10 protein-coding genes are annotated in these 13,234 nt (G+C 73.6%); 7 read left to right on the forward strand and 3 right to left on the reverse strand.

Annotated elements, in window-relative coordinates:
• The first annotated feature begins 68 nt into the window (after positions 1–68).
• On the forward strand, positions 69–1,610 hold the full coding sequence (locus WMF24_RS22755; protein WP_437738534.1) for a Glu/Leu/Phe/Val family dehydrogenase: 1,542 nt from the start codon (positions 69–71) through the stop codon (positions 1,608–1,610).
• Between the two features lie 65 nt (positions 1,611–1,675).
• Here WMF24_RS22755 and WMF24_RS22760 read toward each other — a convergent pair whose 3' ends face one another.
• Complete coding sequence (locus tag WMF24_RS22760) at positions 1,676–3,616, reverse strand: sigma 54-interacting transcriptional regulator (RefSeq protein ID WP_437738535.1); 1,941 nt, start codon at positions 3,614–3,616, stop codon at positions 1,676–1,678.
• 186 nt (positions 3,617–3,802) lie between these two features.
• Between WMF24_RS22760 and WMF24_RS22765 the strand changes: the two genes are divergently transcribed.
• Positions 3,803–4,117, forward strand: a complete 315-nt coding sequence (locus WMF24_RS22765; RefSeq protein WP_437738536.1) for an Mpo1-like protein — start codon at positions 3,803–3,805, stop codon at positions 4,115–4,117.
• Positions 4,118–4,351: 234 nt separating this feature from the next.
• On the opposite strand, the gene WMF24_RS22770 is transcribed toward WMF24_RS22765, so the two are convergent.
• Together WMF24_RS22770 and WMF24_RS22775 are read right to left on the reverse strand one after the other, a co-directional pair.
• Entirely contained in the window at positions 4,352–6,538 is a 2,187-nt protein-coding gene (locus WMF24_RS22770) for a response regulator (RefSeq protein ID WP_437738537.1), read from the reverse strand.
• A 186-nt stretch (positions 6,539–6,724) separates the two neighbouring features.
• Complete coding sequence (locus WMF24_RS22775) at positions 6,725–7,594, reverse strand: ferritin-like domain-containing protein (protein ID WP_437738538.1); 870 nt, start codon at positions 7,592–7,594, stop codon at positions 6,725–6,727.
• Between the two features lie 367 nt (positions 7,595–7,961).
• Here WMF24_RS22775 and WMF24_RS22780 point away from each other — a divergent pair, with 367 nt between their 5' ends.
• The 5 genes from WMF24_RS22780 to WMF24_RS22800 all read left to right on the forward strand — a co-directional run bounded on the left by WMF24_RS22780 (position 7,962) and on the right by WMF24_RS22800 (position 13,234).
• Positions 7,962–9,563: an HAD-IG family 5'-nucleotidase gene (locus WMF24_RS22780; protein ID WP_437738539.1), complete on the forward strand. Its 1,602-nt coding sequence runs from the start codon at positions 7,962–7,964 to the stop codon at positions 9,561–9,563.
• A 72-nt stretch (positions 9,564–9,635) separates the two neighbouring features.
• Positions 9,636–10,868, forward strand: coding sequence for a tRNA pseudouridine(13) synthase TruD (gene truD, locus WMF24_RS22785; protein WP_437738540.1), 1,233 nt, complete (start codon positions 9,636–9,638; stop codon positions 10,866–10,868).
• Between the two features lie 59 nt (positions 10,869–10,927).
• Positions 10,928–11,692, forward strand: a complete 765-nt coding sequence (locus WMF24_RS22790) for a MotA/TolQ/ExbB proton channel family protein (protein WP_437738541.1) — start codon at positions 10,928–10,930, stop codon at positions 11,690–11,692.
• The gene (locus WMF24_RS22795) at positions 11,692–12,192 is read left to right on the forward strand and encodes an ExbD/TolR family protein (protein ID WP_437738542.1); all 501 of its coding nucleotides are present in this window, start codon (positions 11,692–11,694) and stop codon (positions 12,190–12,192) included. Before WMF24_RS22790 ends, WMF24_RS22795 begins: the two co-directional genes overlap by 1 nt.
• 19 nt (positions 12,193–12,211) lie before the next feature.
• Complete coding sequence (locus tag WMF24_RS22800; protein WP_437738543.1) at positions 12,212–13,234, forward strand: energy transducer TonB; 1,023 nt, start codon at positions 12,212–12,214, stop codon at positions 13,232–13,234.

Raw genomic sequence — 13,234 nt, forward strand, 5'->3', positions numbered from 1 at the left:
CCGCTCGCTCGCTCGCGCCGCGCGCGAAAGGTTGGACCCCCGCCGCGCGGTCGAGGCAGCATACGGAGATGGAAGACGTCCCTCTCCTGGAGCGCGAGCCGGAGACCAACATCTTCGGCGAATCGATGGCGGTGTTCCACACGGCCGCCGATCTCATCGGCCTGGCGCCCCGCATCCGGCTGGAGCTCGAGCAGCCCGACTACGAGCACATCTTCTACATCACCACGCAGCTCCAGGACCGCCTCGTCCCCTTCCGCGGCGAGGCGGCCGCGGCCTACGAGCGGCTGCCTGCGTCGGTGATCCCGAACCGCGCCGCCATCACCCCGCTCTTCAACGGCAAGCTCATCCTCCGCCCCGAGGCGCTCCGGACCGGCTCGATCCACATGGAGGACGGCGTGATCCGCCTCGGCGAGCAGGGGCTTTACCGGATCCAGCCCGGCGGGTTCACCCGCTTCAAGGCGTACCGGGTCCAGCACAACCAGGCGAGGGGGCCTTACAAGGGGGGGCTGCGCTTCCACAAGGCCGTGTCGCTCGACCTGTTCAACGCGCTCGCCGCCGAGATGACGTGGAAGACCGCGATCGCCCATGTCCCGTTCGGCGGCGCCAAGGGGGGCATTCGCATGGATCCGCGCGAGCACAGCAAGGAGGAGCTCGAGGCGATATCGCTCCGGTACATGTACCGCCTCAAGCAGCTCATCGGCCCCAACGTCGACATCCCGGCGCCCGACGTGGGCACGAACGCCGAGGTGATGGCGTGGCTCCTCCGCCAGTACAGCGACGGCGAGCGCGAGCGGCACAACCACCGCGGCGTCGTCACGGGCAAGGACGTGCGCATCGGCGGCTCCGAGGGGCGCGCCAAGGCGACCGGGCAGGGCCTCGCCTACTGCGTCGAGGAGTGGTACGCGCAGCGCGGCCTCTCGATCGCGGGGGCGCGCTTCATCGTGCAGGGCTTCGGCAACGTCGGCTCCGCCGCCGCCGAGATCCTGTGCCGGATGGGCGCGCGGTGCGTCGCGGTGCAGGACGCGGACGGCGCGATCTACGACCCGAACGGCATCGAGGTCGGCGCGCTCATGGCCTACGTGAACGAGAACCCGGCGAACCTCCGGCGCTCGGTCGCCGGCTACGGCGGCGCCCAGGCGATCGCGCGCGACGATTTCTGGAGCGTCGACGCGGAGATCTGCATTCCGGCCGCGCTCGGCGACGCGATCACCGGCGAGGTGGCCGAGCGGCTCAAGGCGAAGCTCGTGGCCGAGGGCGCCAACCGCCCGACGACGACCGAGGGGGACAAGGTGCTCGCGGAGCGCGGCATCAGCGTCATTCCCGACATCATCGGCAACGCGGGCGGCGTGACGGTCTCGTACTACGAGTGGATCCAGAACAAGCGAATGGAGCACTGGACCGAGGGCGAGGTGAACGCGCGGCTGGAGCGCGCCATCAAGAGCAACTATCGCCTGATCTGCGACATCGCCGAGGACCGGCCGCGCCGCACGGACGATCACGACTCGACCGGGCTCGTCCTCGGCAAGCGCCTGCCGATGCGGCTCGCCGCGATGGTGCTCGCGCTCAAGCGGATCGAGGCGCACTACATGCTGGAAGGGTTCTCCCAGTAGCGGGCGCCTCGGGGAGGCGGCGCGTCGCCGGCTGGCGGGCGCCTCCGGGAGGTGGCGCGCGCCGGCTAGCGCGCGACGCCGTAGCCGAGCTTCTTGATGCCGTAGACCTTGATCTTGTGCTGGAGCGTCCGGAGCGGCAGCTCCAGGCGCCGCGCCGCCTCCGTCTGGTTCCAGTCGGACGCGCGCAGCGCCTGGAGCAAGAGGTCGGCTTCGATCTGCTCCAGGCGCGTCTTGAGGCCGCCCGTCATCGGGCTCGACGACGATCGCGGATCGGACGCGCCCGGGGGGTCGGAAGCGCGCTGGGACACGACGGCGGCCATGCCGTGGTCGGACGCGCGCGAGGTCGCGGGGGGCGAGCTGGGGGAGGTCGACGCCAGGCGGACGCGCTCGGGGAGATCGCGCGCCATGATCGCCTCGCCCTCGGCGATGACCACCGCCCGCTCGATCGCGTTGCGGAGCTCGCGCACGTTGCCGGGCCACGAGTAGCTCTTCAGCAGGGCCAGCGCCTCGGGCGCGATCGACTGGACCCGGCTCACGTCCTCCGCGTTCGCCTGGCGCAGGAAGCCCGCCGCGAGCGCCGGGATGTCGTCGCGGCGCGCGCGGAGCGGCGGGATGTTCAGCGTCATCGCGTTCAGCCGGTAGAGCAGGTCGAGCCGGAACGTGCCCGCCTCGCACATCGCGTCGAGATCGCGGTGCGTCGCGGCGATCACGCGGACGTCGACCTCGATCTCCCTCGTCGCGCCGACGCGCGTCACCCGCTTCGTCTCGAGCACGCGCAGGAGCGCGGCCTGCGCGGCCGCGGGCAGCTCGCCGATCTCGTCGAGCAGGACCGTGCCGCTGGCGGCCGCCTCGAAGACGCCCTTCTGCTGCTGGCTCGCGCCGGTGAAGGCGCCGCGCTCGTGGCCGAAGAGGGTGCTCTCGATGAGCAGCGCGGGGATCGCCCCGCAGTTCACGCAGATGAGCGGCTCGCCGCGGCGCGGGCTGCGGTCGTGGATGAAGCGCGCGAGCACCTCCTTGCCCGTGCCGGTCTCGCCGCGCAGGAGCACGGGGATCGACGAGCGCGCGGCGCGCAGCGCCACCTCGACGAGCGAGCGCATGAGCGGGCTCTTCGTCGCGAGGACGTGGCCGTCGGCCTCCCACGCGCTCTCCGACGCCCCCGGGGAGCCCTCCTCCTCGGGCGGCCGGGCGCCCTCGGCCTTCGGCGCGACGACGAGCAGCGCGCCCTCGGGGGCCGCGAGGCGCACGGGCTCCGCGGGGGTCGCGCTCCGCGACGCCTCGTGGCTGACCTCGATGAGCTTGTCGATGGTCGTCGCGGCGTCGGGGAACACGGCGACCCCGGACACCAGCGTGGGCTCGCCCTCGCGGCGCGTGACGATCGTCCTCGCGAGCTCCTCGGCGAGCTCGGGCGTGACCTCGGGGAGCAGGATCTCGAGGGTGTCGGCGCTGTAGAAGGCGACGCGATCGACCGGCCTCAGCGCCTCGCGCACGCGGAGCCCCCAGTGGCGGAGGTGGCCCGCCTGCTCGCCGAGCGAGCGGACGACGAGGAGCGCGAACTTGCGGCTGAAGAACCTGGACCGCACGATCTCGGCCTGCAGCGCGACGCGGAGCGCGTCGGACCCCTCGAGGCCGAACGGCGGCAGCTCGCCGCCGGCGAGCACGTGGACCGACGCGACGATGCCGCCGAGCAGCACCTCGTCGCCGGCCTTCACAACGCCGCTCTCGACCCGCTGCCCCGAGATGCGCGTCCCGTTGCGGGAGTTGAGGTCCTCGACGACGACCTCGCCGCCGACGAGCGTGAAGCGCGCGTGCCTGCGCGAGATGCTCCGGTCGCGGATCACCACGTCGGCGGGGGGCTCCCTGCCGACGACGACGCCGACGCCGGGGCTCATCGGGGCCATCTCGACGCCGTCATGGTGATAGACGAGCAAGAGCACGCGTCGCTTCTCCGAGCGCGCGCCCTGGATGATCTCCCCTGTCCTGAATGACAGCGGAGCCGTCGTGGCCATGGGACCGGTTCTGTGACCGCTCACACTGCCCAACTACGCCTCATTCCTTCCAACGGCAACCGAGAAGCGGCAACCCCAGCGCTCGCCGGAGGCGCTCCGACGCACGCGCGCGTCCGCGCCGCACGGGCGGCTTGCGTTGCCGCCCTGCGCCCGCCGCGCCGGGCGGCAGCATGGTAAGGTGGTGGCATGCTCCGCCTCAACGCCGAATGGACACAGGTGCTCCGCCGTTACAAGGAAGACCACCAGGACCCGCGCAACCAGGCGTGTCACAAGGTAGGCATACCGCTCATCGTCGCGAGCTTCCCCGTGGGCGCGACCCTCATCGGCCTCCCGCTCGCGGCCGCGATGTTCGCGACGGGATGGGGATTTCAGTTCGCGGGCCACTACTTCGAGGGAAAGAAGCCGTCGTTCGTCGACGACAAGCGCAGCCTGATCATCGGTGTGCTCTGGTGTCTCGAGAAATACGGCCTGCGCGTGTTCGAGGAGGCGCCCGGGGCATAACGCCTCGTGTCATGCCCAGTCGTCGATCACGTCCCGGGCGCGGAGCGGCGGACGGCCGCTCGGCATGCCACTACCCAGAAAAGCTGGAACATTCGAAAGCCCTCGTCGAGGCGCGCCACGCGGCGCCTCGCCTGTGTGCTGCATAACGAATCTCGCGCTGTCGCGGGCGGGAGCGACTCCGTCTCGGCTCTCTGACTCCGGGCCTCCGAGACGCGGAGTCTCTGCGGGCCGCGATCACCGGAGCCCGCGCTTCGTGAGCTCCGCCGCGAGCGAGGACTGCACGCGCTCCACCTCTCGAGCGATGCCCTCCACCGCCCCGGTCGCGCTCTCGAGCGTCCCGGCGCGCGCCTCCCGGTCCAGCCGCGCGCAGAGCTCCTTCAGGTTGAGCGCCGCGAGCTTGTCGGCGCTCTCGTAGAGCGCCCAGGCGAGCCGCTCGAGCTGGCCGAGCGCGCCCTGCGCCGCGGCCTCGCGCATCGAGGCCACCCGCGTCGGCGCCTCCGTGAGGAAGAGCTCGATCACCTCGGTGACGACATCGGGCTCGACCGCGCGCAGCCCGCCGCGCGGCCCGGGCGGCGCCGGGGGGTGGGCGCGGCGCGTGGTCGGCGGCGGCGAGGGCGTGACGAGGGTCGGCGGCGCGAGCTCCACGCTCGGCGGCGCCGCGTCGTGGTGCACGGCCTCGTACGCGCCGGACCGCGACGCCGCGCCGAACGTCCGCAGCACGCGGTCGATCTCGTCCTGCTTCAGCGGCTTCGACACAGCGTCGTCCATGCCCGCCGCGAGGCACCTCTCCCGCGCGTCGCCCCCGGCGTCCTCCGTCATCGCGATGATCGGCGCCCGCCGGTCGGGCCGCTCGGCGCGGCGGAGCTCCGCGGCCGCCGCGCGGCCGTCGTCGCCCGGCGACGGCGCGCGGCAGTCCATCAGGACCGCGGCGAAGCCGCCGCGGCGCGCCGCCTCGACGGCCTCGCGGCCGCTGCCCACCGCCTCGACGCGGTAGCCGCGCTTCTCGATCATGAACGCCGCCACCTTCCGGCTCACCGCGCTGTCGTCGACGACGAGGACCTTCGGGCGCGACGAGCCGCGCGCGTCGGACGCCGCCGGCCCTCGCCGCGACCGCGGCGCGTGCGCGCGCACCCCGGCGGCCACGTGCTCGGGCGGGAGCCCCACGAGCAGCCGCAGGATCGAGTGGAGCTGCGCGCGTCGGACCGGCTTGATCAGCACGGCGTCGACCTCCGCGCGGCTCGGCGCCTCCCTGCCGGGGTAGGTGATGAGGACGCTGCGCACGGGCGCGATCGCCGGCTCCGCCTTGATGCGCTGGAGCAGCCGCAGGCCGTCGAGCTCGAGGTCGATCAGCACCATGTCGTAGGGCGCCCGCGCGCCGGCCGCCTCGCGCAGCGCGGCGAGGGCCGCGGCGCCGTCGGCGGAGGTGCTGCACGCGAGCCCGAGCTCCTCGACGAGCCGCCGCACGACGCGGCGCACCGCGCCGCTGTCGTCGACCACCAGCACCCGCTTGCCGGGCAGGTCGATGCGCGGGATGAGCGCGCGCTCCGAGCCGCGCCCGCCGCGCTCGAACGGCAGCGCGAACGAGATCCGGCGGCGGCGCGCGACCGGCTCCTCGACCATGCGCAGCTCGCCGCCCAGCGCGCCGACGAGGCGGCGCGCGACGGCGACGCTGGATCCCGCGCCGAGGTCCCGCTCGGGCGCCGGCCGCGCGCCCCCGCCTTGCGGCTCCCCTGCCCCCTGGCCCGCCGCGCCGCCCGCGGCCCCGGCCCCGCCCGCGAAGCGCACGTCGAAGCGCACCCGCACGCCCGCGCCCTCGAGCGCGCCATCGTTCGCGCCCGGCGCGTCGCCGTCCTCGCCCGCGTCGAGCGCGGCGCGCAGCAGCACCTCACCCCGGCGCGCGGCGCCGATCGCGAGGGCGCCGACGTGGAGGAGGACCTGCCGCAGCCGCGCCGCGTCGCCGCGCACGGCGCCCGGCACGTCGGGCTCGATGTCGAGAACGAGCTCGGTCCGGTCGTCGTGCGCGCGGTCGCCGAGCAGCTCCGCCGCGTCCTCGACGGTCCGGCGCAGGTCGAAGTCGGCGCGATCGACGCGCAGCCCGCCGCCCGGCTGGCCCGCGTCGAGCAGGTCGTCGATCATCGAGAGCGCCGCGTCGCCGCTGCTCCGGATGCGGCGGGCCAAGGCGCGCTGCTCCGGGTCGAGCTCGGTGTCGAGCAGCAGGCCGCTCATGCCGATGATCCCCCCGAGCAGCGTCCGGATCTCGCGCCGCGCCTGGGCGAGCGCGTCCGCGGCGGCGCCCTCCGCGGCGGGCGCCGCCGCGCGCGCCACCACCTCCTGCGGCGCGCGCGCGCGCTCCGCGGATTCGCTGCTCCTCGGGCCGGCGCTGCTCTCTGGCCCGCTCCGGCGCTGCTCTTTGCCTGCCATCCACGCCCCGAGACGACCTGGCGCCCGCCCCGCGCGAGCCCACGACGCCGGAGCTGCGAGTGTACTGCGGACAACACAAGGAAGAAAAGTTCACCGTGGGCACCCGACGACGGGCCGGCGCCGTCTCGACCACGGGCCGCGGCGGCGCCGGGGTCGCCCGTGGCGGCGGGGCGGCCTTCCGCCGGGCTAGCCCGGTTCGGCGTCGCGAGCGCCGCGCGCGCCGTCGAGCGCCGTCACGACGACGCGCTCGCGGTCGACGGCCGCCTCCGCCGCGAGCACGCTGACGGCGGAGGGGTCGTCCGACGAGGCGAGCGCGCGCCGGCTGTGCCCGAAGAGGCGGAGCAGCAGCTCCGGCGGGGCGAAGTCGAGGTCGCTCTCGTGGACGAACAGGCGCCCGAGGTGCTCGGCGTAGGCGCCCGCGAGCACGCGGAACGGGATCCTGTCGAAGGCGAGCGCGCGCCGGCGGCTCGCCGCTGCGGAGCCGAGCAGCGCCGCGAAGAGCGTCGTGTAGATGGCGCGCAGCTTGACGCGCCTGGAGGGCGGGCTGCGCTTCAGCGCCTCGCGCAGGAAGTGGACGTTCAGCGGGACGTGGAACGACTCGTCGCGCGTCAGGATCGTGAGCATCTGCCGCACGGCCGGGTACCGGGCCTCCCGCAGCGCGAGGCGGTACGTCGTCGAGCCGATGGTCTCGAACATGAGGTTCGTGAGCACGATCGTCTCGACCCGCTTCGCGCGGCCGTACAGCCGGTAGAAGGTGCCGGTGACGCGGCCCATGGGGCGGACCTCCCCGCCGATGTGGGCGAGGAACTTCGTGAGCAGCTCGCGGTGCCACCCCTCCTCGTCGCCGTAGAGCCGCAGGCACTCGCCGAGCTCCGGGTCCCAGCCGCTCACCTCGTCCGCCAGGGCGTGCGCCTGTGTCAGGCCCGACTCCTCGGCGCGGAACGCCGCGTTGAAGAAGGCGATCGCCGCCTGGCGCTCGGCCTCGCTCTCCCACGGGATCGGCCGGGAGAGGTCGAGCTCTTCGTCGTACATCCGCGCCGCGCGGCGGCGCAGCATGCTGAGCCACCACGACGTGGGGCGCTGGACAGGGGGCTTGCGAGAGATCGGCGGAGGTGCTGCAAAAAGCATCGAGCAAGGTGCCCGTCGTTGACGGATGGTCGGCCGCGCTGCGGCCGCGCGAGACGGCACGGGCGCGCACCATAGCGCAGTTCCGCGCCGCAACGCACGCCGTGGCGTGGCGCGGCGCGCCGTCCCCGGGCGCGCCAGGCGGACCGCGGGCCGCACGGGTGACGGATCCCGGCCGTCGGTCCTGGTGGTGCGCTGTCGCGCGCGGTCGCAGGAGGACGAGATCGCGCCGTCGCGCGTTCGTCACGGCGGCGCCCGTTGTGCGCGTCGCCGGGTGGAATATCATAGTCGACCCACCGTGTTCTTCGAGCAGCTCGAGCTTCCCCTCGGAGGTCTTTATCCGCAGACCGAGCCCACGCGCATCCCGCGGACCCGGCGCGTCTTCGTCAACCGCAACCTCAAGCTCGCGGGGATCGACTGGGTCGGCTTCGACATGGATTACACCCTGGCGATCTACAACCAGACCGAGATGGACAACCTCTCGATCCAGGGGACCATCACGAAGCTCGCCGCGCGCGGCTACCCGGAGGACCTGCTGCGGCACCTCCGCTACCCGATCCATTTCCCCATCCGCGGCCTGCTGATCGACAAGCGCTTCGGCCACGTGCTCAAGATGGACCGGTTCAAGGTGGTCCAGCGCGGCTACCACGGGCTCCGGGAGCTCACGAAGGAGGAGCTGAGGTCGCTCTACCAGCACCGCAAGATCCGGCCGAACACCGCCCGCTACCACTGGATCGACACGCTGTACGCGCTCAGCGAGGCCACGCTCTACGCCGGCATCGTCGACGCCCTCGAGGAGCGCGGCGTCCCGCTCGACTACGCGCGGCTGTTCACGGACATCCGCGAGTGCATCGACGAGGCGCACCGCGACGGCACCATCCTCGACGTGGTCCTCTCCGACCTGCCGCGCTTCGTCCAGCGCGATCCGAACCTGGCGCAGACGCTCCACAAGTTCCGCTCGGCGGGCAAGAAGCTCTTCCTGCTCACGAACTCGCGCTGGCCGTTCACCGAGAAGATGATGACGTACCTGATCGGGGACGCGATGCCCGAGTACCCGAGCTTCCGCCACTACTTCGACGTCATCGTCGTCGCCGCGCAGAAGCCGGCGTTCTTCCAGGAGCGCCGCCCTCTCCTCATCCGCGACGGCGCCGAGACCCGCCCCGCGACGGCGCCGCTCGAGCGCGGCACCATCTACGAGGGGGGCAACCTCCACGACTTCGAGAAGTTCCTGAACATCTCCGGCGATCGCGTCCTCTACGTTGGCGATCACATCTACGGCGACATCCTCCGCTCCAAGAAGGAGAGCGCGTGGCGCACGGCGATGATCATCCAGGAGATGGAGGCGGAGGTCGCCGCCCACGAGTCGTGCCGCCGCGAGCACATGGAGAGCGCGATGCTCGAGGGCCGCCGCGAGGAGCTGGAGGACCAGCTCCGCTTCTACCAGCAGCGCTACAAGGACCTCACCCGCAAGATCGAGGAGGAGCAGCAGAGGAAGAACGGCGCGGGGAGCGTGACGGCGAACGGCGCGGGGAGCGTGACGACGAACGGCGGCGGCAACGGCAGCGCGCTGCTGGCGCAGGCGAACGGCGCCGGGGTCCAGATCGACTACGCGACGTCGTTCTACGAGGCCGAGCGCGGCCGCACGAAGCGCGCCGTCGAGCGCATCCGCGGCCAGCTCCGGGCCGTCGACGCCGAGGTCGCCAAGCTGGAGCGCGAGATCGCCCGCCGCTTCCACCCCTACTGGGGCTCGCTGCTCAAGGAGGCGAACGAGACGTCGAGCTTCGGCGATCAGGTCGAGGAGTACGCCTGCATCTACACGTCGCGCGTCTCCAACCTGCTCGCCTACTCTCCCCTGCAGTACTTCCGGAGCCCGCGCGACCTGATGCCGCACGAGCTCTGATCGCCAGGGCCCCGGGCGCCAGCGCGTTTCGCCGCTGGACGCCCGGAAGATTTCGGTCACCCTGGCGCTCCCATGACCACCACCGCCCCGTCCGTCGCGGCCCCCGCGGCCGCGGGCTCGCCCGGCGACCTCCCCGCAGCCGTGCTCCGGACCTCGCCCGCGGACTTCGTCGTCGAGGAGCTCCCCGCCTACGCGCCGAGCGGCCGCGGCGAGCACGTGTTCGTCACCTTCCGCAAGACGGGGCGCACGACGCCCGACGCGGTGCGCGCGATCGCGCTGGCGCTCGGCGCCGACCCGGGCGGCGCCGGCTTCGCCGGCATGAAGGACCGGCACGCGATCACGACGCAGACCGCCTCGTTCCAGCTCCCGCTCGCGCGCGACCCCGCGCCCCTGCTCGAGAAGGCCGAGCTGCACGGGCTCGAGATCCTCGCCGTCGCCCGCCACGACCACAAGCTCAAGCCGGGGCACCTCGTCGGCAACCGGTTCCGGATCGCGCTGCGGGGCATCGACCCCGCCGCGCTCCCGCTCGCCGAGCGCCGCCTCGTCGAGATCGGCCGCATCGGCGTGCCGAACGCCTTCGGGCCGCAGCGGTTCGGGAGGGACGGGAGCAACCCCGAGCGCGCGCTCGCGTGGATCGCGGGCCGGGAGCGCGGGCCCCGCGACAGGCGCGAGCAGCGCCTCCTGTTCTCGGCGCTCCAGTCGCGCTGGTTCAACGAGGTGCTCGCGCGCCGCGAGGCGGACGGCACCTGGACCACCGTGCTCCCCGGCGACCTCGCCAAGAAGCGCGACAGCGGCGGGCTGTTCCTCGTTCCGCTCGAGGGCCCGGAGCTCGCGGACGCCGAGGCGCGCGCCGCGGCGCTCGCGATCTCGCCCACAGGCCCGATGTTCGGCCGGAAGATGCGCTGGCCCGAGGGCGCCCCCGGCGCGCTGGAGCGCGAGGTGCTCACGGCGGCGATCGGCGACCCCCGCCGGCTCGACGCCTTCTCCCACGCCGGGGAGGGCACGCGGCGCCCGCTCCGGCTGGAGGTCGACGGCCTGGAGGTGGCGGCCGCGGAATCCGACGCCGAACCGCGCGCCGGGGACGCCCCCGCGCGGGGTCCGGGAGATCCAGCCGCAGGGCAAGGAATCGTCGTCTCGTTTGTGCTACCGAAGGGCGGCTACGCGACGACCGTCCTTGGGCGAGTCTTTCGGCTCGTCGACGCCTCCGCCCCCCAGCCGTCCACCGGCAGGCCGGCGGCGGCGGGCGCCCCCGCTCCGGAGGAGCAGGACGCAGTCGAGGAAGGGCAGCCCGGCGCCGACCCGTAGACCCCGGCAAGCGCGGCACCCACCCACCACACCCATCGGGAAAGGCACCAAGGAAGAAGATGAACCTCGTCGAGTGGCTGCAGCGCATCATGGTCGGCTTCGGGGCCGAGTGGGTCATGTGGTTGATGATCGGCCTCAGCGTCATCTCGGTCGCCATCATCCTGGAGCGCGCCTGGTTCTTCTGGTCGCTCCGCGACGATCTCGTCGTCCTCGCGCGGGACCTCCGGACGTCCCTCGAGGACTCGGTCGAGGCGGCGCGGCGGCGGATGGATGCCTCGCCGTCGGCCGAGGCCGCGGTCGTCTCGGCCGGCCTCGCGGTGGCGCACCAGGGGCCCGACGCGGCCGAGGAGGCCATGGCCGGCGCGGCGGCGCTCCAGCGCATGAAGCTGGAGCGGCGCCTCGCGTACCTGGGCACCCTCGGCAACAACGCGCCGTTCATCGGGCTGTTCGGCACCGTCATCGGCGTCGTCGGCGCCTTCGACGCGCTCGGCCAGGCGGCGAAGACGCCGGTCGCGCAGGCCGCGTCGCAGGCCATGGCGCCGCAGGCGGTCATGTCGAGCATCGCCGAGGCGCTCGTCGCGACGGCCGTCGGCCTCGCGGTCGCCATCCCGGCGGTCGCCGCGAACAACTTCTTCCAGCGCATGATCAAGTCGACGCTGGCGAACACCGAGGCGCTGACGCGGGTCCTGCTCGCGCACCTCAAGAGCGACCCCGCGTTCGCCGGCGCCGCCCCCGCCGTCGCGGCCGAGCCGCGCGGCAAGGCCGCGCGCGCGGCGCGGCAGGACGAGCTCAAGAAGGGCGGCCCGGGCGAGGAGGAGCGCTGATGGCCGCCACGAGCCGCAACGACGACGACGATCTGATCAGCGGCATCAACGTCACGCCGCTCGTCGACATCACCCTGGTGCTCCTCATCATCTTCATGGTGACGGCGAAGATCATCGTCTCGCAGTCGCTCCCGCTCGACCTGCCGAAGGCGGCGCAGGGGCAGGAGGTGCAGCTCGTCTTCGGGCTGGAGCTGCACGCGAACGGCGACACGTTCGCCGACGGCAAGAAGCTCGCGGCCGAGGACGCCATCCTGCCGGTCGCGCGCGAGGCCCAGGCGAAGAACCCGGAGCTGCGCGCCGTGATCCGCGCCGACACGACGGTCCCGCACGGGCGGGTGATCCGCGCGCTCGATCTGCTCAAGCAGGCGGGCGTGTCCAAGATCGCGTTCGGCGTGACGCCGATCGCGCCCGAGCCCGGCGCGGCGCCGGGCGCGCCGGCCGCGCCGGCCGCGCCTCCCCCGGCCGCCCCCGCGCCGGCAACACCGACCCCCGCCCCCTGAGCGCGCCGAGCGAGATGTCATGAGCCAGGCCACGAGCGATCGCGCCGCGGGGGCGCGCCACGACGGGCGCCGCCGGGACAGGCGCGGCGGCGCTGACCCTGGGGGCTCCCCCGAGCCCCCGACCTCGCCCGCCGCCCCGGCCGCGAGCCGCGCCGGCGGCGGCCGGCGCACGAGGGACCCGCTGGCGGCGGTGCTCGCCCTCGGCGACCGGGCCTCGCGCGTAGGCGCCTTCCTCGGGGTCACGCTGGCCCTGACCACCCACAGCGCGGCGTCGGCCCGGGCCATCGTCTCGGGGTCGATGCGCGACATGCGGCAGGCGGTCGAGCAGATGCGCGCCGGCATCCACGAGTACCTCTGGGCGGTCTACGAGGTCGACGTCACGCCGCCGAAGGTCGAGGAGCCCAAGCCGCCGGAGCCCGAGCCGCCGCCGCCGGAGCCCGAGCCCGAGCCCGAGCCCAAGGTCGCGCCGCCGCCGCAGGCGAACGCCCCGCCGCCCAAGGAGGACGATCCGTACGATCCGCCCCCCGCCGCCGCCGAGGCGGCGAAGGTCCTCACGCGCGAGCCCGATCCGGACGAGGTCCTCGACATGACCGATCGCGGGATCGCGAGCGGCGAGGGGCAGGGCGTCGGCTACGGTCAGGTCGCCGGCGCGGGCACGGCGAAGGCCCCCACGTTCAACCCGAACGCCAAGGTGGGCGGCGTCGTCGGCGGCAAGGGCACGGGCGATCCCGTCCCGCCCCCGCCCCCCGCCGGACCGGATCGATCGGCCCCGCCCGGCCTGATCGGCAGCAGCAACTGGAACTGCCCTTTCCCGCCCGAGGCCGACGTCGACCAGATCGACCAGGCGAAGGTCGTGCTGATGATCACCGTGCGGCCCGACGGCAGCCCGCTGTCGGTCAAGGTCGTCAGTGATCCCGGACACGGTTTCGGTCGCGCGGCGCGCATGTGCGCGCTCAGCCGACGGTACACCCCGGGGAAGGATCGCGCGGGATCCCCGATCGCCGCCACGACGCCACCCGTCACGGTGACGTTCACGCGGTAG

The sequence above is a fragment of the Sorangium sp. So ce1335 genome (assembly GCF_051521615.1).
Taxonomy (GTDB): Bacteria; Myxococcota_A; Polyangia; order Polyangiales; family Polyangiaceae; genus Sorangium.

Excerpts from the sequence above, each read along its gene's own strand:
- WMF24_RS22790 (WP_437738541.1), top strand. The coding sequence starts at position 10,928 with ATGAACCTCGTCGAGTGGCTGCAGCGCATCATGGTCGGCTTCGGGGCC.
- WMF24_RS22765 (WP_437738536.1), top strand. The coding sequence starts at position 3,803 with ATGCTCCGCCTCAACGCCGAATGGACACAGGTGCTCCGCCGTTACAAG.
- WMF24_RS22770 (WP_437738537.1), bottom strand. The coding sequence starts at position 6,538 with ATGGCAGGCAAAGAGCAGCGCCGGAGCGGGCCAGAGAGCAGCGCCGGC.
- WMF24_RS22795 (WP_437738542.1), top strand. The coding sequence starts at position 11,692 with ATGGCCGCCACGAGCCGCAACGACGACGACGATCTGATCAGCGGCATC.
- truD (WP_437738540.1), top strand. The coding sequence starts at position 9,636 with ATGACCACCACCGCCCCGTCCGTCGCGGCCCCCGCGGCCGCGGGCTCG.
- WMF24_RS22755 (WP_437738534.1), top strand. The coding sequence starts at position 69 with ATGGAAGACGTCCCTCTCCTGGAGCGCGAGCCGGAGACCAACATCTTC.
- WMF24_RS22800 (WP_437738543.1), top strand. The coding sequence starts at position 12,212 with ATGAGCCAGGCCACGAGCGATCGCGCCGCGGGGGCGCGCCACGACGGG.
- WMF24_RS22760 (WP_437738535.1), bottom strand. The coding sequence starts at position 3,616 with ATGGCCACGACGGCTCCGCTGTCATTCAGGACAGGGGAGATCATCCAG.
- WMF24_RS22775 (WP_437738538.1), bottom strand. The coding sequence starts at position 7,594 with ATGCTGCGCCGCCGCGCGGCGCGGATGTACGACGAAGAGCTCGACCTC.